The sequence below is a fragment of the Lentzea xinjiangensis genome (assembly GCF_900110955.1).
Taxonomy (GTDB): domain Bacteria; phylum Actinomycetota; class Actinomycetes; order Mycobacteriales; family Pseudonocardiaceae; genus Lentzea; species Lentzea xinjiangensis.
Map to the genome: position 1 here is coordinate 381,162 of NZ_FOFR01000003.1, position 20,144 is coordinate 401,305.

20 protein-coding genes are annotated in these 20,144 nt (G+C 71.1%); 9 read left to right on the forward strand and 11 right to left on the reverse strand.

All coding sequences use genetic code 11. From position 1 onward, the window contains the following. Nucleotides 1-23: 23 nt before the first annotated feature. The 6 genes from BMW88_RS11445 to BMW88_RS11465 all read left to right on the forward strand — a co-directional run bounded on the left by BMW88_RS11445 (nt 24) and on the right by BMW88_RS11465 (nt 4,509). Nucleotides 24-875, forward strand: coding sequence for a MerR family transcriptional regulator (locus tag BMW88_RS11445; protein WP_089950615.1), 852 nt, complete (start codon nt 24-26; stop codon nt 873-875). Further along, nucleotides 859-1,650 (forward strand): TOMM precursor leader peptide-binding protein, encoded by a 792-nt coding sequence (locus BMW88_RS11450; protein WP_089950616.1) that lies wholly within the window; start codon nt 859-861, stop codon nt 1,648-1,650. The genes BMW88_RS11445 and BMW88_RS11450 overlap by 17 nt, the downstream gene beginning before the upstream one ends. Beyond that, nucleotides 1,622-2,149, forward strand: a complete 528-nt coding sequence (locus BMW88_RS41780) for a hypothetical protein (protein ID WP_177221050.1) — start codon at nt 1,622-1,624, stop codon at nt 2,147-2,149. The genes BMW88_RS11450 and BMW88_RS41780 overlap by 29 nt, the downstream gene beginning before the upstream one ends. Further along, a complete protein-coding gene (locus BMW88_RS11455; RefSeq protein ID WP_177221051.1) occupies nt 2,146-3,300 on the forward strand; it encodes a YcaO-like family protein in 1,155 nt (384 codons plus the stop codon). Before BMW88_RS41780 ends, BMW88_RS11455 begins: the two co-directional genes overlap by 4 nt. Nucleotides 3,301-3,305: 5 nt before the next feature. Further along, nucleotides 3,306-3,959 carry a nitroreductase family protein gene (locus tag BMW88_RS11460; protein WP_089950618.1) on the forward strand — a complete coding sequence of 218 codons (654 nt, stop codon included), beginning with the start codon at nt 3,306-3,308 and terminating at the stop codon, nt 3,957-3,959. Between the two features lie 85 nt (nt 3,960-4,044). Continuing rightward, complete coding sequence (locus BMW88_RS11465) at nt 4,045-4,509, forward strand: phospholipase (protein WP_089950619.1); 465 nt, start codon at nt 4,045-4,047, stop codon at nt 4,507-4,509. A 69-nt stretch (nt 4,510-4,578) separates the two neighbouring features. On the opposite strand, the gene BMW88_RS11470 is transcribed toward BMW88_RS11465, so the two are convergent. After that, entirely contained in the window at nt 4,579-6,966 is a 2,388-nt protein-coding gene (locus BMW88_RS11470) for an FtsK/SpoIIIE family DNA translocase (RefSeq protein WP_089950620.1), read from the reverse strand. 148 nt (nt 6,967-7,114) lie between these two features. On the opposite strand from BMW88_RS11470, the gene BMW88_RS11475 reads away from it, so the two are divergent. Further along, nucleotides 7,115-7,858, forward strand: coding sequence for a lysophospholipid acyltransferase family protein (locus tag BMW88_RS11475; RefSeq protein WP_245777724.1), 744 nt, complete (start codon nt 7,115-7,117; stop codon nt 7,856-7,858). On the opposite strand, the gene BMW88_RS11480 is transcribed toward BMW88_RS11475, so the two are convergent. Together BMW88_RS11480 and BMW88_RS11485 are read right to left on the reverse strand one after the other, a co-directional pair. Continuing rightward, on the reverse strand, nt 7,755-8,435 hold the full coding sequence (locus BMW88_RS11480) for a hypothetical protein (RefSeq protein ID WP_177221052.1): 681 nt from the start codon (nt 8,433-8,435) through the stop codon (nt 7,755-7,757). The two genes, BMW88_RS11475 and BMW88_RS11480, sit on opposite strands and share 104 nt — an antisense overlap. A gap of 84 nt (nt 8,436-8,519) precedes the next feature. After that, a complete protein-coding gene (locus BMW88_RS11485; RefSeq protein ID WP_089950622.1) occupies nt 8,520-8,855 on the reverse strand; it encodes an ArsR/SmtB family transcription factor in 336 nt (111 codons plus the stop codon). A gap of 119 nt (nt 8,856-8,974) precedes the next feature. On the opposite strand from BMW88_RS11485, the gene BMW88_RS11490 reads away from it, so the two are divergent. After that, entirely contained in the window at nt 8,975-10,123 is a 1,149-nt protein-coding gene (locus tag BMW88_RS11490) for an FAD-dependent monooxygenase (protein ID WP_089950623.1), read from the forward strand. Here BMW88_RS11490 and BMW88_RS11495 read toward each other — a convergent pair. Continuing rightward, nucleotides 10,083-12,854 (reverse strand): AfsR/SARP family transcriptional regulator, encoded by a 2,772-nt coding sequence (locus BMW88_RS11495; protein ID WP_177221053.1) that lies wholly within the window; start codon nt 12,852-12,854, stop codon nt 10,083-10,085. The two genes, BMW88_RS11490 and BMW88_RS11495, sit on opposite strands and share 41 nt — an antisense overlap. Before the next feature lie 138 nt (nt 12,855-12,992). Between BMW88_RS11495 and BMW88_RS11500 the strand changes: the two genes are divergently transcribed. Continuing rightward, nucleotides 12,993-13,607 carry a class I SAM-dependent methyltransferase gene (locus tag BMW88_RS11500; protein ID WP_089950625.1) on the forward strand — a complete coding sequence of 205 codons (615 nt, stop codon included), beginning with the start codon at nt 12,993-12,995 and terminating at the stop codon, nt 13,605-13,607. Here the strand turns inward: BMW88_RS11500 and atpB are convergent. The 7 genes from atpB to BMW88_RS11535 all read right to left on the reverse strand — a co-directional run bounded on the left by atpB (nt 13,604) and on the right by BMW88_RS11535 (nt 20,142). Then, nucleotides 13,604-14,290, reverse strand: coding sequence for a F0F1 ATP synthase subunit A (gene atpB, locus BMW88_RS11505; RefSeq protein ID WP_342715048.1), 687 nt, complete (start codon nt 14,288-14,290; stop codon nt 13,604-13,606). The two genes, BMW88_RS11500 and atpB, sit on opposite strands and share 4 nt — an antisense overlap. A gap of 286 nt (nt 14,291-14,576) precedes the next feature. Continuing rightward, nucleotides 14,577-16,256: a ribonuclease J gene (locus tag BMW88_RS11510; RefSeq protein WP_089950627.1), complete on the reverse strand. Its 1,680-nt coding sequence runs from the start codon at nt 16,254-16,256 to the stop codon at nt 14,577-14,579. After that, the gene (gene dapA / locus BMW88_RS11515; RefSeq protein ID WP_089950628.1) at nt 16,253-17,149 is read right to left on the reverse strand and encodes a 4-hydroxy-tetrahydrodipicolinate synthase; all 897 of its coding nucleotides are present in this window, start codon (nt 17,147-17,149) and stop codon (nt 16,253-16,255) included. The genes BMW88_RS11510 and dapA overlap by 4 nt, the downstream gene beginning before the upstream one ends. Nucleotides 17,150-17,168: 19 nt before the next feature. Then, nucleotides 17,169-17,780 carry a TIGR03085 family metal-binding protein gene (locus tag BMW88_RS11520; protein ID WP_089950629.1) on the reverse strand — a complete coding sequence of 204 codons (612 nt, stop codon included), beginning with the start codon at nt 17,778-17,780 and terminating at the stop codon, nt 17,169-17,171. Between the two features lie 19 nt (nt 17,781-17,799). Further along, nucleotides 17,800-18,213: a hypothetical protein gene (locus tag BMW88_RS11525; RefSeq protein ID WP_089950630.1), complete on the reverse strand. Its 414-nt coding sequence runs from the start codon at nt 18,211-18,213 to the stop codon at nt 17,800-17,802. Between the two features lie 2 nt (nt 18,214-18,215). Next, a complete protein-coding gene (locus BMW88_RS11530; protein ID WP_089950631.1) occupies nt 18,216-19,655 on the reverse strand; it encodes a serine/threonine-protein kinase in 1,440 nt (479 codons plus the stop codon). A gap of 85 nt (nt 19,656-19,740) precedes the next feature. Continuing rightward, nucleotides 19,741-20,142 (reverse strand): ACT domain-containing protein, encoded by a 402-nt coding sequence (locus BMW88_RS11535; RefSeq protein WP_089950632.1) that lies wholly within the window; start codon nt 20,140-20,142, stop codon nt 19,741-19,743. Between the last annotated feature and the right edge of the window lie 2 nt (nt 20,143-20,144).

Consider the following 20,144-nt stretch of genomic DNA (forward strand, 5'->3'; position numbering starts at 1 on the left):
ACGGTGCGCGCCAGGATCGGTTCGTGCCCGAATCGCTCACCGTCGACGAGCTCGCCGCCCGGACCGGCCTGCCCAGCAGCACCATTCGCATGTACCAGACGAAGGGTGTGCTGCACGCGCCGCGACGGCAGGGGCGCGTGGCGTACTACGACGCCTCGCACGTCGAGCGGTTGACGCTGGTGCAGCGGTTGCAGCAGCGGGGGTTCTCGCTGCCGGCGATCGCCGAGCTGATCGCGGCGCGGGAGAAGGGCGAGTCGGTCGCCGCCGTCCTCGGCATGGGCGAGGCCGAGGGACCCGACGACTGGGTGCGGATCAAGGTGCGCGACATCAAGCACCTGATCCCGATGGGAGACGTCCAACCGCGACTCCTCCTCCGGGCTATGCGGTTGGGCTTGGTGCGGTGGAAGTACGGCTGGCCGCACGCGCGTCGCTGGGCGCTCGAGGCAGGCGGCAGGCTCGCCGGTCTGCGGGTGCCCAGCGACGACGTCATGGACAGCTTCACGCGCCTGCGCACGGCGACCGACGCGGTGGCGGCGGACTTCGTGCGGTTGTTCGAGCGGCAGTTCTGGCCCGAACTCGCCAGGAAGGCCGGTGACGAGAACCAGCTCGAGAACGTGCGGGCGTTGCTGGTCGAGCTGACGTACACGGCGGAGACCGCGGTGGTGGGGACGCTGCGGGAGTCGATCCGGGACGCGGCGGAGGAGTTCGCGGCCCGGCACGGGCTGCTGCCCAGCGACGACTACCAGCCCGCGTGGGCCGAGCAGCCGCTGCCGCCGATCGCCGAGAACCTCGTGGACCCGGCCGGGGACCTGCCGAGCGAGCAGGAGATCGAGAACTTCCTGAAGCGGGGGGACGACGATGAGCCTGGTCGCTGATCCCGCCTGGCGCGCCCAGGTGCGGGACGAAGGCCTCGTCGTGTACGCGGGGGCCGACCTCGCCTACCTGGTACCCGACCTGCCCGGGGCGGTGGCCGCGGCGCTGGCGGACCTGTTCGAGCCGGAGTCGAGGGGGCCGGCTCGGACGGTCGACGAGAACCGGTTGGCCGAACCGGTTCGCCGGCACCTGGCCCAGCTGAGGACCCTGGGCGCTCTCCGCCCGGCGGGGTTGCCCGTCGACGACGTCACGCCGGCGAGGGCCGGCACGCGCGTCGTCGGCGAGGCACCCGCCGGGCTGGTGGAGCGGTTGCCGCACGACGACGACCCGGAGCTGCTGCTCGTGGTGCGGACCACCGGCACGCTGACCGACCTGGTCGAGGTGGCGCGCGAGACGGAGGTCCCGCACCTGCTGCTGGACCTCGCGTACCACCACACCGCCGCGATCGGGCCCTTCGTGGTGCCCGGCTCCGGCGCGTGCCTGGCCTGCCTCGCGGTGCGGACGGGGCGGCGGTGGGGGGATCCGCCGCCCCCTCCGCGACCGGCGGCGCTCACCCGCGACTTCCCGATCTCGCTCGCGCTGCAAGCGCTCCAGAACATCCGCACCGGCTCGCTGGCACTGCTGGACGCGGTCGTGACCGTCGACCTCGACGAGTTCACGACGACGCGCGAGAGCGTGCTGCCCGCCGCCGGCTGCGAGGTCTGCCCGAAGGCCGAGTTCGGGCGCGTGCCACTTCCTTGGGGGGACCATGAGAGCGACGGCAGTCCGGTTACCTGACCAGTTCTCGCCCGGCGCGGCCGCGGCGAACGCCGCGACGCCCACCTGTTGCTGTTGTTGTTGCTGCTGCGCGGTTTCCTCGATCGGCGCGGCCGTGCACATCCCGGAAGCGCTGTACCGGGACACCCAGGAGCTGCCCGTACCGCGCAGCGCACTCGTCCTGCCCTCCGCCATCTTCCCGTTGCTCGTCTTGGTGCTGCCATTCCTCACGATGGGCCAGGTCTTCGGCCTGCACTGGGGCTGGTGGGCCGGCGGCTTCGCCCTCGCGCTGGGCTGGGCCGTCGTGGCCGGGTTCCTCGCGCGGTCGCCGAAGCCGTGGAGGAGCGCGGTCCGGCTGCTCGGCTGGGCGGTGCTGTGGTGCGCCGAGCCGTTCGTCGTGCTGCTCCCGCTGGGCGTGGTCGCCGAGTACACGCACATCTCCGTCGTCGCGGTGGTCTACCTCGGTGGCGCGGTGGCGTTCGGGTGCTGGCTCTTCCGGCGCCACCGGGGCGAGCGGTGAGGACCGTCGCGGAGGCGCTGGCCGAGCGCGCGGTCGGCTGGCGGCAGGGTGTGGTGGCACAGCTGCACCCCGTGCCGCGCAGTCTGTCCGATGTGGACGTCGAGGGCTGGGCCGCGGTGCCGGAGCCGTTCGCGACGGGTGGCACTTCCGGTGGCACGTCGAAGGTCGCGGCGATCGCCGAAGCGCTGGAACGCCACGCCGCCGCACGGGCGCCGCTGGAGATCGTCACCGACGGACCGTGCTGGCCGTTGGAACACTTCAGCCTGCACACGGTCGAGCAACGCGTGCACCCGAAATACCGCTACCGCAAGGGATACGTCGACACCCGGTACACGCGGGCCTGGACGTTGCCCGGCAACGAACCGATCCGCGTCCCCGCCGGACTCGTCAGCCTCGACGCTTCCCACGGGCTGCCCTCGACCTCGTCGGGACTCGCAGCCGGTCCGTCGACGACCAGCGCCCTGCTGCGGGCCACCCAGGAACTCGTGGAGCGCGACGCGTTCACGACGACCTGGCTGCATTCCCTCGCACCCCCGCGCTTCGCGGCGGACCTGCCGCACGGCGCCCTGGCCTTCGACCTGACACCCGCCTACAGCCCGCACCCGGTGGTCGCGGTCGCGGGATCGCTGCCGATCGCCGGCCGGCCGCGGCCGACGCTGGGCCTCGCCTGCCGGGCAACGGTCGCCGAGGCGCTGCGGAAGGCCTACGAGGAGTGGGCCCAGGGCACGGTGTTCATCGAGGTGTGGCTGGCGCGCAACGGCGACCGGCCCGTCGAGGAGGTCACCTGCTTCGACGAGCACGCGGTCCACTACGCGACGCACCCGGCGGAGTGGGACTCGCTGCCGTGGTTCGGCGGGGTCGAGGCCGCTCCTCCTCGCGACGCCGAGTCCCGCGGCACGAGCGGGGAGCTGACCGAACTGGTGCACGCGCTGGACAGGGCCGGCCTCCGGCTCGCCTACCGGGAGCTGACCACGCCGGAGCTGGCCGCGGTCGGCCTGCACTGCGTCCGCGTGCTGTCCCCCGACCTCGCGCCGCTGCACGCGGACCACCGCTGGCCGCACCTCGGCGGGCGCGCCCGCGAGCTCGGCTGGCGCTACCCGCACGCCTCGCCGGGCGTGTTCCCCAATCCCGCACCGCATCCGCTGGGGTGACGCCGATGTTCGACGACTTCTGGGCCGCCAGCCGCTTCTCACCGCTGCACCGGCGCCGGCTCGGCGAACGGCTGCGCGACCACCGGCCGCGGCCGGTGCTGGTCGACCCGCTGGAACTGCCCGCACCACCCCGGCCGCTGCCCAGGCCTCAGGACCGGCTGCAGAAGCTGTTCCGGGCGCGGAAGAGCACCAGGGAGTTCACCGACGAACCGGTGACGGACAAGCAACTCGGCGCCGTCCTGGGCGCGTTGCAGGACAACAGCTTCCCGTCGGCCGGCGGGCTGGGGCTGGTGCGCTGCTACGCGTTCACGAACGGGCGCGCGGTCCGCTACGACATCCGGCGGCACGCGGTGCAGGACATCGCCGCGGCACCGGCGAACCTCGCGGAGGTCCTCGGCACGGCCGGGGTGCCGCCGCTCGCCATTGTGCTCGTGCTGAAGGACGACGAGGCGTTCGAGAAGTACGGCGAACGCGCGGGCCGCTTCGGCCTGGTCGAGGCCGGCGCCGCGGCGCAGAGCATCTGCCTGCGCCTGGCGGAGCAGGGGCTCGGCGGCCACCTGCTCGGCGGCGTGGCCGACGACGCGGTGCTGCGCTCGCTCGGCCTGCCGCGGGAGCTGCGCGTGGCGACGGCGATCGCGTGCGGGCACATCATCACCTGACGTTCACCGGATCGTGTCTACCGGCGACAGTCGATCACCGGCTACAACGGGAGCGGGACTCTGCTCACAACCCGAGGAGCTCGCCATGTTGAAGACCCTGCGCTCGGCGTTCGTGGGTGCTGCCGCGTCCGCGGCTCTGATCTTCACCGGCGCCCCGGCGCACGCCGTGGACATCGTCGCGGTGACCGACGAGTACCTGTACGCCAAGTCCATCGGCGAGTTCACGGCACTGCGCGCGCAGCAGCCCCACGCCGCCGAGCTCGACTGGTCCTCCGACGGCTGCTCGTACTCGCCGGACAACCCCTTCGGGTTCAAGTTCCTGCCCACCTGCCACCGGCACGACTTCGGCTACCGCAACTACAAGCGCCAAAGCCGGTTCACCGAGGAGAACCGGCTGCGCATCGACGACAACTTCAAGTCCGACATGTACCACCAGTGCGGCGGCAACTGGGCGTGCAAGCGCACCGCCGACCTGTACTACGCCGCGGTGCGCGAGTTCGGCGGCAGCGGCTCCTCCACCGCCGCCACCCTCCACCAGGCCGGCCTCTGATCCCGCCTGACGGAGGGAACGCGGGGGCCCCGCGTTTCCTCCAGGGGAACGCGGGGCCCCCGCGTTCCCTCAGGAATCGTCGGTGGGGGCGCCGCCACGCATCAGGTGGATCACCGAGTCGAGTTCGTCCGGCTTGATCAGCACCTCGCGCGCCTTCGAGCCCTCGGACGGCCCGACCACCCCGCGGGTCTCCAGCAGGTCCATGAGGCGCCCCGCCTTCGCGAACCCGACGCGGAGCTTGCGCTGCAGCATCGACGTCGAGCCGAACTGCGACGTCACGATCAGCTCGGTCGCCTGCACCAGCAGTTCCAGGTCGTCGCCGATGTCGGCGTCGATCTCCTTCTTCTCGCCGGCCTTCTGCGACGTGACGCCGTCGGTGTACTCGGGCTGCGCCTGGTTCTTGGCGAAGTCGACGATCTGCGAGATCTCCTCGTCGCCGACGAACGCGCCCTGGATGCGCACCGGCTTCCCGGCGCCCATCGGCAGGTAGAGCCCGTCGCCCATGCCGATCAGCTTCTCGGCGCCCGGCTGGTCCAGGATGACCCGCGAGTCCGTCAGCGAGGACGTGGCGAACGCCAGGCGCGACGGCACGTTCGTCTTGATCAGGCCCGTGACGACGTCGACGGACGGCCGCTGGGTCGCGAGCACCAGGTGGATGCCCGCCGCACGCGCCTTCTGCGTGATGCGGACGATGGCGTCCTCGACGTCACGCGGCGCCGTCATCATCAGGTCGGCGAGCTCGTCGACGATCGCCATGATGTACGGGTACGGCCGGTAGACGCGCTCGGACCCCGGCGGCGCGGTGATCTCGCCGGACTTGACCTTGCGGTTGAAGTCGTCGATGTGGCGCACCCGGTTGACCTGCATGTCCTGGTAGCGCTGCTCCATCTCCTCCACGAGCCACGCCAGGGCGGCCGCCGCCTTCTTCGGCTGCGTGATGATCGGCGTGATCAGGTGCGGGATGCCCTCGTACGGCGTCAGCTCGACCATCTTCGGGTCGATGAGGATCATCCGGACCTCGTCCGGCGTGGCGCGGGTCAGCAGCGACACCAGCATCGAGTTCACGAACGACGACTTGCCGGAACCGGTGGAGCCCGCGACCAGCAGGTGCGGCATCTTCGTCAGGTTCGCGGTGACCATGTGACCCTCGATGTCCTTGCCGAGGCCGATCACCATCGGGTGCGTGTCCTTCAGCGTCGACGGCGCGCGCAGCACGTCGCCGAGGCGCACCATCTCGCGGTCGCTGTTCGGGACCTCGATGCCCACCGCGGACTTGCCGGGGATCGGCGCGAGCAACCGGACGTTGTCGGTCGCGACCGCGTAGGCGATGTTCTTGGTCAGCGCGGTGATCTTCTCGACCTTCACGCCGGGGCCGAGCTCGACCTCGTAGCGCGTGACCGTCGGGCCGCGGGTGAAGCCGGTGACCTGGGCGTCGATCGAGAACTGGTCCAGCACGCCGGTGATGGCCTCGATCATCTGGTCGTTGGCCTTGCTGCGGGCCTTCGGCGCGTCGCCGTCCTTGAGGATGTTCGGCGGCGGTAGCCGGTAGTCGCCCTCGACCGCGCGCACGGCCATGTCCGGGGCCTTCTTGGGCTCCTTGGCCGCGGGCTTGGCGGGCGCCGGTTCCGGCTCCTCCAGCGGGAGCTCGGCGGGCGGCTCCTCCAGCGGGAGCTCGGCGGGCGCGGCGGCCTGGCGGCGGCGCGACGGGCGGCGCAGCCGGACGGGCTTCGGCTCCTCGGGAGTCTCCTCCGCCTCGCCGGACGGCTGTTCGTCCCGGCTCGTGCCGGGGTGCAGCAGCGAGCGGATCCGTTCCGGCGCTTGGCGGATCGGTGTGTGCGTCACGACCAGCAGGCCGTACGCGAAGATCAGGAACAGCAACGGCCCGGCGACCCACGGCGTGAGCCCCTGGGCGAGGAACCCACCGGCCAGGTAGCCCAGCGCGCCACCGGCGTCGCGGCGGAGGAGCGGGTCCATCGGCAGGCCGCCGATGAGGTGGAACATGCCGAGCACACCGATCATCATCAGCAGCGAGCCGATGATGAGCCGCGGCCGCGCTTCCGGCTGCGGGTCCGTGCGCATCAAAGCGATGCCGATGGCGAGCAGCACGACCGGCACGATCACCGCGGGGAACCCGACGGAGCTGCGCACCGCGATGTCGACCCACCGGCCGACCGGTCCGCCCGCCTGCCACCACACACCGGTGCCGGTGATGAACGCGAGCGCGATCAGCAGCAGTCCCAGCCCGTCGCGGCGGTGCTCGGGATCGAGGTCCTTGGTGCGGCTGACGGTGCGCACGAGGCCGCCGACACCGCGTCCCAAAGCTCCCCACACGGCGCTGACAGCGCCACCGCTCTTGCGCGGAGCGGGCTTTCTGGACGCGGTGGACCGCGCCCGCGGCTTGGCTGGTGCTTTGCCGCGTGACGTGGTCTTTCTCGAAGTCCCTGTGCGCCCGGCCATGTGTATAAGGTAGTCCCTCGCGTCTCACCAGCCCCGCTGGCAACTGGGACGCGTGCGAAACCCCATGGTTCACTCAATCGGGCAAAGTGTCGTTCCGACACGCCGTACGCTGCCCCGCGTGTCCTCACCGCTCTTCTGGCGCGTGCTCATGGCGATCGACCGGGGCTTCATCGCGCTGACCGGCAAGCTCGAGGTGTCCGGTGACATCCCGCCGGAGCTGCTCGGCAAGCCGTTGCTGCTCGCGTCGAACCACATCGGCAACCTCGACCCGATGGTGCTCATCGCGGCCTGCCACCGGATCGGCGTCACCCCGCGCTTCATGCTCGCCGGCGGACTGCTCGACGCTCCCGTGCTCGGCCCGATCCTCAAGGCGTGCGGCCACCTGCGCGTCGACCGCAGGTCGGCGAACGTCGGCGAGGCGATGCACCGCGCCGTCGAGGCGTTGCGCAAGGGCGGCGACCCGATCGCCGTCTACCCCGAGGGCAAGATCACCCTGGACCCCGGCATGTGGCCGGAGCGCGGGAAGACCGGTGTCGCGCGCATGGCGCTGGGCGGCGGCATCCCGGTGGTCCCGATCAGCCAGTGGGGCGCCCACGAGGCCGTGTACTGGGGCAACCTCAGCGTCGGTGGCTGGCGGGATCTTCTGCCGTACCTGACGTCGTGGCTGTCCGCGGTCCGCAGGCGGCCGACGTTCAAGGTCCACTTCGGCAAGCCGGTCGAGCTGTCGGACCTGTCCGGCGAGACGATGGGCGACGCCCGGCGCGCGCACGAGCGGATCATGCGCGCCATCACCGAGGGCTTGGTGCCCCTGCGTCTCGACGAGCCGGACCTGCCGCGGTTCCACGACCCGACGCGGCCGACGACCGGCTCCTCCCCCTGGCGGCCCGCGTGATCGCGTGCACGATCACCGTGACGAGCATGAACAACGGCCTCGGGCCGCCCGTGTGAAGACTGATCGCCACATCGATCGCGGGAACGGCGAGTGCGACGACGAAGGTCACCGCGCTCGCCGTCGGCAGTTTCACCTTCGGGTCCGCCCACGGCGTGCGCCCCCACGGCTTGGCCACGCTCAGCCACGCCTGGAAGGCGATGGCGCTGATCATGAGCGCGGTGCCCACCGGCATCCACGCCGTGACGTGGCCGTCGGCGGCCGCTTCGAGGTTGCCGCTCAGGATGAAGATCCCGACGTAGAGCTGGACGACGGTGATCACGAACTTCACGAGCACCCACCAGTGCCGGAAGTAGCCCCACGGAGTCGTCGCGCTCAGCATCATGCCGCTGAACGCGCTGATGTTCGCCATGACCGCGAGCACCCGGTGGTCGAGGAACCGCGCCATCTTGAACGCGTTCACGTCACCGGTCTTCATGCCGTACAGCAGCAGGGCGAGCAGCGCCACGGCCTGGCTCATCCAGCCGACGGACGTGACGACGTGCAACCACACCAACAGGGTCCGAGCGCGCTTCTGCATGACATGTAGCTTGCCTACGTATCACGCGGCGCACATCGGGGATTTCCCCTTAGGCCGGCACCGGCCGCGAGACGAGGGCTCTGTTCACCGAGGAGCAGTGCTGTTCCGGTGTTCGGCTTCCAGGAGCGCGAGCAGGCCGGGGAACCTGCTCTCCACGTCCGTGCGCCGCAGGCGGATGCCCTTGCGGTTGCCGTAGTCGATCTCGGTGATGAGGCCCGCCTCGCGCAGGACCCGGAAGTGGTGGGTCTGGGTCTGCTTCGAGATCGGGAGAGCGAACGAGTTGCAGCCCCGCTCGCTGTCGGTGCGATCGGCGGCCAACTCCGTCATCACCGAACGACGGTGCTCGTCGGCGAGAGCGCGAAGCACCACGCCCAGTTCGAGCGCGTCGGCCTCTGGGCCGACCAGGTTCCTCCCGGCCACGGGCACCTCCCTCAGGTACGTATTGCATCGTACCTGAGGGCCGTGCTCTACTCGAGTACGAAATCGATCGTACCTAGGCGACCGGGAACGCGGTCACCGCTGCGCTGAGAGGTCCTGTCATGAAGAAGCCCGAGGTGCTGGTGGTCGGCGCCGGAGTCGCCGGGCCCGCGCTCGCGTACTGGCTCGCCCGGAGCGGGTACCGGCCGACCGTCGTCGAGCACGCCCGCGAGCTGCGCTCGGGTGGCAGCGCGGTGGTCGTGAAGGGGCCCGCGATACCGGTCGCCGAGCGCATGGGCATCCTTCCGGGGTTGCGCGAGCTCGCCACCCGCAACCGGTCGCTGACCCTGCTCGACCCGGACGGCGAACGAGTGCTGCGACTTCCCACCTCGCCGGAAGGCTCGCCGGCGGTCGAGGTGACCCGGGCCGACCTGTCCGAGGTGCTCCACCGGTCGGCGCGGGGCGAGGCCGAGTTCGTGTTCGACGACACGGTCACCGCGCTCGACCAGGACGAAGGCGGGGTCGACGTCACCTTCCGGCGGTCCGCGCCACGGCGTTTCGACTTGGTGGTCGGTGCCGACGGGATGCACTCCACCACGAGGCGCCTGGTGTTCGGGCCCGAGCGGCAGTTCGTGAGCGACCTGGGCCTCCACGGCGCCACCGTCCCGCTGCACCCCGATGCCGTCGACGACCCGAGCGAGCTGACCATGCTGACCGCGCCGAACCGGATGCTGGTCATCCACCCCTCGCGCACCACGCCGCTCGCGATCTTCACCTTCCGGGTCGCGCGGCCGGCGCCCCACGACCGCAAGAACACCGCTCTCCACAAGCGAACCGTGGCCGACGCGTACGCCGGCATGCGGTGGCGGACACCGGAGCTCGTGGCGGCGTACCTCGACCACCCGGCCCCGTACTTCGACCCCCTGACGACCGTCCGGATGCCCTCGTGGTCCCGCGGGCGGGTCGTACTGCTCGGGGACGCGGCGGCGGCCACAGCCCTGCTGGGCGACGGGTCCAGCATGGCGATGGCAGGAGCGCACGCCCTCGCGGAGGAACTCGCCTCCCACCACGGCGATCACACCCGCGCCTTCGCCACCTACGAGTCGCGGCTCCGCCGCGAGGTGCGACCGCGGCAGCGACGCGTCGGCCTGCTTTCCAGGCTCATGGTGCCCAGCACCATGGCAGGCCTCGTGGTGCGCAACGCGGTGGGCCGCGCGGTCGATCTCCCGCTCAGGCGAGCTCGTGCAGCCGCGCCCGCACCTCGGGCGTGAGGGGGTGGTCGTAGTCCTCGTAGATCGTCAGCGCTTCCAGCAGGTGCGTCCGCGCGACCTCCGGCTGCCCCGTGCTCATCTCCCCCAGGCCGTGCAGCGCCTCCGCGAGGCTCTTGCGGTCGCCGAGCACGCGCAGGAAGCCCAGGGCGTCCCGGAACGAGTCGCGCGCCTCGACGCGGTGCCCCAGCTTGGCCTGCGCCCAGCCGATGCTGACCAACGCCATCGCCTTGCCGTGCACCGCGCCGTGCGAGTCCATCACCTCGAAAGCCCTGCGCGCGGACGCCAGCGACTCCTCGTGCTGGCCGGCCGACCGCAGGATGTCGCTCAGGAACAACCGGGTGCCGCCTTCGCCGAACCAGGAGCCGACCTCGGCGTGCCGCTCCAGCGCCTCGCCGAACCTGTCGGCGGCGAGGTCGAACCGGCGCAGCCCGCCGTAGGCCATGCCGAGGCCGGTGAGGCTCCACGCCGCGCCGACGCGGTCGCCGATCTCGCGCCGGATGGCCAGCGCGCGGTCGAAGAGCTCCAGCGCGTCGGCGAAGCGCTGGCCGCGGAACGCCGCGAGCCCCTGACCGTGGATCGCCCACGCGCGTGCGGCCTGGTTGCCGTCACGGGCGGCGGCACGCTCGGCGACGCGGTAGGTGTCCGTCCACTCGTCCAGCGCGCTGGAGACGATGAAGTAGTTCCACAACGCCACCGGGATCTGCCACGCCGTGGGCGAGTGCTGGTCCTCGGCGAGCTTCGCCACCGCCGCCAGGTTCGCGGACTCCGCGCGGCACCAGGTGAAGGCCTCGTCGTGCGAGGCGAAGTCCTGTGTGGACAGTGGCGGCAGCAGGAAGGCCGGGTGGTCCGGCGGCCCGATGACGGTGCCCGCCGCGTTCGCCTTGTCGAAGTACCACCGCAGCAGGCGTTCCACGGCCTCGTCCCGGCTCGTGAACGACTCCTCGGTGGCGCTGAGCTCGGTCGCGTACAGGCGCAGCAGGTCGTGCAGGCGGAACCGGCCGCGCGCGACCTCCTCCACCATGTGCCCGCTCGCCAGCACGTCGAGCAGCGCCCGCGCCCGCGGCACCGGCACACCGGTCAGCGCGGCGACGGCGGCCAGGCCGATCTCCGCGCCGGGGTGCAGGCCGATCAGCCGGAACGTGCGGGCCGCATCGGGTTTGAGCGCCAGGTACGACCACGAGAACGCCGCGCGCACGGCCGTGTCCTCGTCATCGCCCGTCGCCAGCACGTTCAGCCTGTCGCGTTCGTCGGCGAGATCACCGGCCAGGTCGGCCAGGGTCAGGTGCGGCCGGGTCACCACCCGTTCCGCCGCGATCCGGATCGCCAGCGGCAGATGCCCGCACAGCTCCACGAGTTTCGCCGCGGCGGCGGGCTCGGCGGCGACGCGGTCGGCGCCCACCGCGGCGGTGAGCAGCGCCAGCCCCTCGTCGCGCGTCAGGGTCGACAACGTCATCGAGTGCGCGCCGTCGCGTGCGACGAGACCGCCGAGGTGGTTGCGCGAGGTCACCAGCACCATCGACGCCGAGCGCCCCGGCAGCAGCGGGCGGACCTGGTCCGCCAGCCGGGCGTTGTCCAGCAGCACGAGCACGCGCTTGTTCGCCAGGACGCTCCGGTACAGCGCGGACTTCGCCGGCAGGTCCTCCGGCACGCGTTCGGCCGGCACGCCGAGGCTCTGCAGGAGCTGGTGCAACGCGGCCGCGGGCCGCACCGGCGGTGCTGAGGCGTCGAACCCGCGCAGGTCGACGTGCAGCTGCCCGTCGGGGAACCGCGAAGCCACCTGGTGCGCGAACCGGACGGCCAGCGCGGTCTTGCCGACACCGCCGGTGCCCGTGATGGCGACCAGCACCGGCGAGTGGTCCACCGGCACCGCGTCCGCCAGCCGCGCGAGCTCCTTCTCCCGGCCGGTGAAGTCGCGGACCTCGTGCGGAAGCTGGACCGGGACCAGCGCGGGCGCGACGGGTTCCGGCTGCGGGTCCGGCAGGCCGACGAGGAGCTGCTCGTGCAGCCCGCGCAGCTCGGGGCCGGGCTCGATGCCGAGCTCCTCGACCAGCAGCCGCCGCAGGTCCGCGTACACCGCGAGAGCCTCCGCCTGCCTGCCGCCGCGGTAGAGCGCGGACATCAGCAGGCCGTACAGCCTCTCCCGCAACGGATGCGCGCTCACCAACGTCGTGAGCTCGGCCGCCACCTCCGCCTCACGCCCCAAGGACAACATCAACGCGGCACGTTGCTCCACCGCCGTGAGCCGCAACTCGGCCAAGCGCGCGCGTTCCACCGCCGCGAACGGGCCGGGCACGCCGTCCAGCGCGACGCCCCGCCACAGCCCCAACGCCCGGTCGAACGCGGCGACGGCCTCCGCGGGCCGGTCGCGCACCCGGCCGGCCTCGTCGAGGTACGTGCGGAACAGCGCCACGTCCGAGCTGTCCGGCGGGAGCTTCAACAGGTAGCCGGCGTCCGTGGACAGCAGCACGGAACTGGGCGCGCGCGAGGCCCTGCCCGGTTCGAAGAGCCGCCGCAGACCGGCGACGTAGGTGTGGATGCCGTTGTCCGCGCTGGCCGGCGGCTCATCGCCCCAGACCGCGTCGATCAGCTCACTGCGCGACACGACGTGGTTGGCCCGCAGGGCGAGGACCGCGAGCACAGCCCTCTGCCGCGGCGGACCGAGCGTGAGCTCCTCACCGTCCACCGTCGCGGCGAGCGCGCCCAGCAAGCTGACGCGCAACTCGTTCTGCACTTCCGGTCTCACTTCGTCGCTGTGCGCGGTTACCCGGCAACCTACCGTCAGTTTTCGTCCAGAAGCCATCCAGAGTCCGTGCAGAGACCTTCTCCACACTTCACATCAGGTGGATTGGGTCGAAATGAGGGGGCGGAGATGAACGCGGCCGAGGTCTTCGACACGCTCGGGCTGGAATACCAACGCGCTTGGTCGCACCAGCCCGCACTGCACGGCACCCTGGCGTGGTTCGCGGCGACGCAGCCGTCGGGCTCGCGCGTGCTCGACATCGGCTGCGGCACCGGCGTCCCGGTCGCCAGCACGCTCGCCAAGGCGGGCATGAAGGTCACCGGCATCGACGTCTCGCCCGTGATGGTCGACATCGCGACCACCCAGGTGCCCGACGCCGCGTTCCACCGGATCGACGTCCGCGACTTCGAGTCACCGGACGGCTCGTGGGACGTCATCTGCGCCGTCTTCTCGCTGCTGCAGATGTCGCAGGCCGAGATCGTCCAGGTCCTCGGCCGCGTCTCCGCGTGGCTGCGGCCGGGCGGCCACTTCTTCCTCGCCACCGTGCCGATCGACGTCGAGCGGATCACCCTGCCCTGGATGGGCCAGGAGATCGAGGTGTCGTCGTTCTCCGAGGAGGGCTTCGAGAAGCACCTCGCCGACGTCGGCCTGCGGGTGGTGCGCCGGAGCCGCCCGGTCTTCACGCCGTCGTTCCCCGGCGCCACACCCGAGGAGTCGCTGCACCTGGTGTGCCAGCGGTCCTAGTGCTGCTCAGCCAGCGCGCGACCGATGAAGTGCGCCGACAGCAAGGCGAAGATGTACGCCTGCAGCACCTGCACGAGCGCCTCCAGCAGGTACAGCGCTATCGCGAGCGCGAAACCCAGCGCCGACAGCGGTTTGAGGTAGATCGGCGCCTGCAGCAGCAGGAACTCGCTGCCGAGAGTGAACACGAGCACCAGCAGGTGGCCCGCGAACATCGCCGCGAACACCCGGATGGCGAGGTTCACGGGGTCGAAGAAGAACTTCAGGATGACCTCGGTCGGGATCAGCAGACCCCACAGCACCGGCTTCGGCACGTCCGGGATGACGAACTGGTTGCGCAGGTAGCCCTTGAGGCCGAACTTCCTGATGCCCACGTAGTGGTAGAGCGGGAAGATGATGATCAGCGCGACCGCCGCCGGGAAGCCGCTGTGCGTGAACGTCGGGAACTGCACGAGCGGGATCAGCCCGTAGAGGTTGTTCACCAGCACGAAGCAGAAGATGCTGACGATCAGCGGCACGTACGGCGCGAACTCCTTCGCGCCGATCTGCTCGCGGGCGATCGTGTTGCGGCCGAAGTCGTAGACCGACTCGGCGGCGAACTGCCAGCGCGACGGGACCAGCTTCAGGTTCCTGGTGGTGACCAGGAAGAACGTCAGGATGATGACGACCGACAGGACCAGCAGCACCTGCGGCTTGGTCGGCGCGAAGTCGAACGGCAGGCCGAACGGCTCGTGCCAGGTGAAGATCGGTGGAAGGAGAATGTCCTCTTGCCCGGTGGGCTGAAGACGTCGTTACCGGCCATTGGGCGAACCCCCTCGTCCATGGTCTGCAACCAGACTTTAGCGGACGAGGGCGACGCAGATCACAGCGGGGTCACGAAAAGGCAACGCCACCCATCGCGCCCTTCCAGCGGAGACCCGGATCCGCTGCCGTCCCCTCCGGAGGGGGAACGACAGCGTCCGGCTGCTCGGGCTAGACCGGGATGACGGTGGGCACGATCATCGGCCGGCGGCGGTAGGTCTCCGCCACCCAGCGCCCGACGACCCGCCGCACGGCCTGCGCGACGCGGTGCGTGTCGGTGATGCCCTCGGCCTCGGTCCGCGCCAGCTCCATCTCGACGAGCGGCACGACCTGGTCCAGCGCCTTGGGGTCGTCGGAGAACCCGCGCCCGGAGATCGTGGGCGCCGACACCGGACGGCCCGTCGTCGTGTCGATGGCGACGGAGATCGAGATGAACCCGCCCTCCCCCAGCACCAGGCGATCGGACAAAGTGGACTCACCGACGTCGCCGACGGACAGGCCGTCGACGTAGACGTGGCCGACCACCACGCGTCCGGACACGGTCGCCTTGCCGTCGACCAGGTCCACCACGACGCCGTCCTCGGCGATCACCACGTGGTCCTCGGCGACACCGGTGGCGACCGCGAGGGCCGCGTTGGCCCGCAGGTGCCTCCACTCGCCGTGCACCGGCATCACGTTCGACGGCCGGACGGCGTTGTACAGGAACAGGAGTTCGCCCGCCGGTGAGTGGCCGGAGACGTGGACCTTGGCGTTGCCCTGGTGCACCACGGTCGCGCCGAGCTTGGCGAGGCCGTTGACGACGTTGAAGACCGCGTTCTCGTTGCCGGGGATCAGCGACGACGCGAGGATCACCGTGTCGCCCTCGCGGATCGAGATCTGCCGGTGCTCGCCGCGGGCCATGCGCGACAACGCCGACAGCGGCTCGCCCTGCGACCCCGTCGACACGAAGAGGACCTCGTCCTCCTCCATCCGCATGGCCTCGTCGAGGTCGACGAACAGGCCGTCGGGCACGTTCAGGAAGCCCAGGTCCGAGGCGATGCCCATGTTGCGGACCATCGAGCGGCCCACGAACGCGACCTTGCGCTTGTACTGCACGGCGACGTCGAGCACCTGCTGCACGCGGTGCACGTGCGAGGCGAAGCACGCGACGATGACCCGCTGGTCCGCCTTGCGGATCACGTTCTCCAGCACCGGGCCGATCTCGCGCTCCGGCACCACGAACCCGGGCACCTCGGCGTTGGTCGAGTCGACCAGGAACAGGTCCACGCCCTCGTCGCCCAGGCGGGAGAAGCCGGCCAGGTCGGTCAGGCGGCCGTCGAGCGGGAGCTGGTCGAGCTTGATGTCACCGGTGTGCAGCACGAGCCCGGCCGAGGTCCTGATCGCCACGGCCAGCGCGTCCGGGATCGAGTGGTTGACCGCGAAGAACTCCAGCTCGAACGGCCCGAAAGCCGAGCGCTGGCCCTCCTTCACCTCGACCAGGTGCGGCGTCTGGCGGTGCTCCTTGCACTTCGCGGCGAGCAGCGCCAGCGTGAAGCGCGAGCCCACGACCGGCACGTCGGGACGCAGCTTGAGCAGGAACGGGACCGCGCCGATGTGGTCCTCGTGGCCGTGCGTCAGGACGATGGCGTCGATGTCGTCGAGCCGGTCCTCGATGGCGCGGAAGTCCGGCAGGATCAGGTCCACGCCGGGTTGGTCGTCTTCGGGGAAGAGCACGCCGCAGTCGACGACGAGCAGCCGGCCGGCGTGCTCGAAGACGGTCATGTTGCGGCCGACCTCGCCAATTCCGCCGAGTGCGACGACGCGGAGGCCGCCTTCCGGCAGTGCGGGTGGCAGTTCGGTCGATTGGGTCACGCGTTGACTCCCAGTTCGGCCGCGATGGCCTCGATGTCTTCGGCGGCGGCCGGCACCAGCGGCAGACGGGGTTCCCCCACGTCCAGTCCGCGCAGGCGCAGCGCAGCCTTCGTGTACGTCACGCCGGGAACCCGGCGGAAGGGTCGCAGCAGCGGCAGCAGCGACTCGTGGATCTCCTTCGCGCGCACCACGTCGCCCTCGGCGAACGCGTCGGCCATGTCGCGGAGGCGGTCCGCGGCGAGGTGGCCGATCACGCTCACGAACCCGACGGCGCCCACGGCGAGCCACGGCAGGTTCAGCGGGTCGTCGCCCGAGTAGTAGGCGAGATCGGTGTTCGCGATCACCCTGCTGCCCGCGTGCAGGTCGCCCTTGGCGTCCTTCACGGCCAGGATCCGCGGGTGTTCCGCCAGGCGCAGGATGGTGTCGACCTCGATCGGCACGACCGCGCGCGGCGGGATGTCGTAGAGCATCACCGGCAGCTCCGAGGCGTCGGCGATGGCGGTGAAGTGCGCGAGCAGGCCCTCCTGCGGCGGCCGCGAGTAGTACGGCGTCACGACCAGCGCGCCGTGCGCGCCCGCCTTCTCGGCCTGCTGCACCAGGTGGATGCTGTGCGCGGTGTCATACGTGCCCGCACCGGCGACGACGGTCGCCCGGTCGCCCACGGCCTCGACGACGGCCGTGATCAACGCCGCCTTCTCGCGGTCCGTCGTCGTGGGGCTCTCCCCGGTCGTGCCGTTCACGACCAGGCCGTCGTTGCCCAGGTCCACCAGGTGTTTCGCCAGCTCCTGCGCCTTGGCGAGGTCGACCTCGCCGCGCGAGTCGAACGGCGTGACCATGGCGGTGAGGACGCGGCCGAACGGGCGGTTCGGCGCGGCGTAGGGGCTACCGGGCATGCGCAGAAACTACCCGAGTTCAGACACTTCGGTTCAACGACCGCACGCGTTGCACCGCGTCGGCGTCGCCGCTGTACTCCACGACGGCCTCGTCCCGGCCGAACGCGAGCATCACGAGCTCGGCCACCTCGCCCGTGATCACCACGCCGTTCGCGCCCTGCTTGGCGACCACGTGCTCGCCGTCCGGGCGCACCAAAGTCACCCCGACGGGGGACGACTTGTACGTCATGCGCGCGGTGAACGGCAGCACCTTCCACAGCGTGGCCTCACGACGGGCGTCGTGGGGCCGCGGCTGCCAGCCCGGCCGCGCGCGTCGCACGTCCTCGTGGTGGACGAAGTACTCGGCGGTGTTGATCAGGTCGTCGACCGGCTGGATCCAGAACGGCGGCGTGCGCACCAGGTCGAGGAGCTCGCTCCACGCCTTGTGCGCGTAGTCCCGCTGGACCTTCTCCGTCCACTTCGCGAGGACGGGCACCACGATCCCCGGCGCGGTGTCCGGCCGCCGCTCGCGGATCGCGAGGTGCGCGGCGAGGTCCTTCGTCAGCCACGTGCCGCACAGCGTCGGCGCGTCCGGGCCCAGCTCGGTCATGAGGTCGACGAGCGCCTTGCGCTCGTCGCGGGCGAAACCCACGTTGAGTAGTCCTCCTGGTTCAGGCCTCGTTCGGCTGGTAGCAGCTGGTGAAGCCGTTCGGCTTCGCCGAGCTGCCGGCGAGCAGGGCCACGGTCTGCTCGCGGTTCAGGTTCTCCGGGTACCCCGGCCAGTCGGGTTCCTGTCCGTTGACGTGCAGTTCGTCGAGCCAGTAGCCGGACTGGCCCGAGATCTTGGCGAACTCCAGGTCGCAGCCCTTCACCCGCACGACGACCTCGATGGTCTTCTCCGAGGACTTCACCGTGCGCTTGCCGATCTTCTTGGACTTCTTCTCCTTCTCCGTGCTGGGCTCGCCGGGGTTGGCGAAGCCGGCGGCCTTGAGCTCGGAGACGAACTTGTCCTCGTTGTTCCCGCACGCCGACAGGGCGGCCGCACAGCCGAGGGCCAGCACGACCGGGAGGATCCTTCGCTTCACCGTTAGTTGTCCTTCTTCGCGCTGATGGTGCCGTCCAGCCGGCTGCCGTCCTTCTTGTTCGCCACGCAGTAGATCCGGCGCTGGGCGGTGTCGTTCTTGTCCTTCTGCCACGCCGAGCCGGTCGGGATCAGCGTGGTGAGCTTGAGGCTGTCGCCGTCCTTGACCCACCGCGACCTCAGCGTCAGCTCGCAGCGCGCGACGCCGAGGCTCGTCAGCGCCTCGGCACCGGGGTAGGCGGCGTCGGGCAGGGCCGAGGACACCGGCAGCGTCTCGACCGCGTCGAACACCTCGAAGTCGTGCGGCTTGTCGCACTCCTCGCGGGTGTCGGAGTCGAGCAGCTTCGTCGGCGCGACCTGGCCGTTGCCGCACACGTTCTCGGACAGGCCGAAGACGGGGACCTCGCCGCCCTCGCCGTAGGTCAGCGTGGCGCTGTCGCCGCCGCCCGGCGCCGTGAACCAGCTGTGCGCGTAGATGCCGCCGGTGAACGCGGCCGCGGCGATGGCGACGGCGCCGGCCAGCGCGAGGACGCGGGTGCGCTTCTTCTTCGCCGGGTCGGCCGGGGCGGCCTGCCGGTACTGCTGGGTCTGGACGGGCGGGATGCCGGTGGGCGGCGTCGGCTGGTTGCCGATGCTCGCGAGCATGGCGCGCGCCTGCGGGCCGGACAGCCGGGCGTTCGGGTCGGCGATCAGCAAGCCGGTGATCACGGCGCTGAGCACGCCGGTCGCGCGGGTCAGGCGCGGGGTCTCGCTCATGATCGCGTGCAGGGTCGAGGCCGTGGAGGAGCGCTCGAACGGGCTCCAGCCCTCGACGGCGTAGCAGAGCGTCGCGCCCAGCGCCCACAGGTCGGACGCGGGACCGGCCTCGTGGCCGTGGATGCGCTCCGGCGACATGTAGGCGGGTGAGCCGATGAGGCTGCCGCTGGTCGTGAGGCGGGGGTCGTCGACGGCCTGGGCGATGCCGAAGTCGGTGAGCTTGACCTTGCCGTCCGGGCGGACCATCAGGTTGCCCGGCTTCACGTCGCGGTGCACGATCCCGGCCGCGTGCGCGGTCTCCAGCGCGGACAACGCCTGCAGCGCGATGGACACGACCTGGTTCTGCGGCATCGGCCCGTGGGCGCTGATCAACGTCGACAGCGTCGCCGCCTCGACCAGCTCCATGATGATGTACGTCAGGCCGTTCTCGTTGATCGCGTCGTACACCGTCACGACAGCGGGGTCGTTGAGCTTGCCCGCGGTGCGCGCCTCACGCAGAGCGCGCTCTTCGAGCACACGGCGCTCCTCGTGCGCGATGCCCTCCGGCAGGTGCAGTTCCTTGATCGCGACATAGCGCCCGATGTGGCGGTCCTGGGCACGCCAGACGATGCCCATGCCACCGCGGCCGAGCTCGGCCATCAGGGCGTACCTGCCCGCGATGACGCGCGGTTCGACTGCCTGACTGTGCATCGTTCTCTCCTCGGGCGGACGTGCCGCCCAACCGGGACCGAGGGCGTTGACGGTACTTCAGACCCGCCACACGGGAGATCGGTTCCTACGCTTCCGGCGCTACAACCAGTTCGTGACCCGCGGAGCGCAACGCGACCACGGCGCGGCCGAGGTCCGCGTGCTTCACCAGGAGGTGGTCGGTGTCGTAAGTGGACAGCGCGAACAACGACACGCCCGCGGCGGCGAGCTCCCCCGCCAGGGCGGCCATGATGCCGGTGAGCGTGAACTCCAGCGGCCCGCGCACGGTGAGCAGCCGCCAGCCCCGCTCCTGGTCGCCGCCCGCGATGGCGAACGACGAGGGGGCGATGACCGACACCTCGTCCGAGGTCCTGGTCACGGACACCAGCACGCCGGTGAGGTCGAGCAAGCCGGTGGGGACGGGGGCCGCCGGCGCCAGGCGCGTGACGGTGTACTCGCCGGGACGGACGTCGACGATGAGCCGCTTCATGG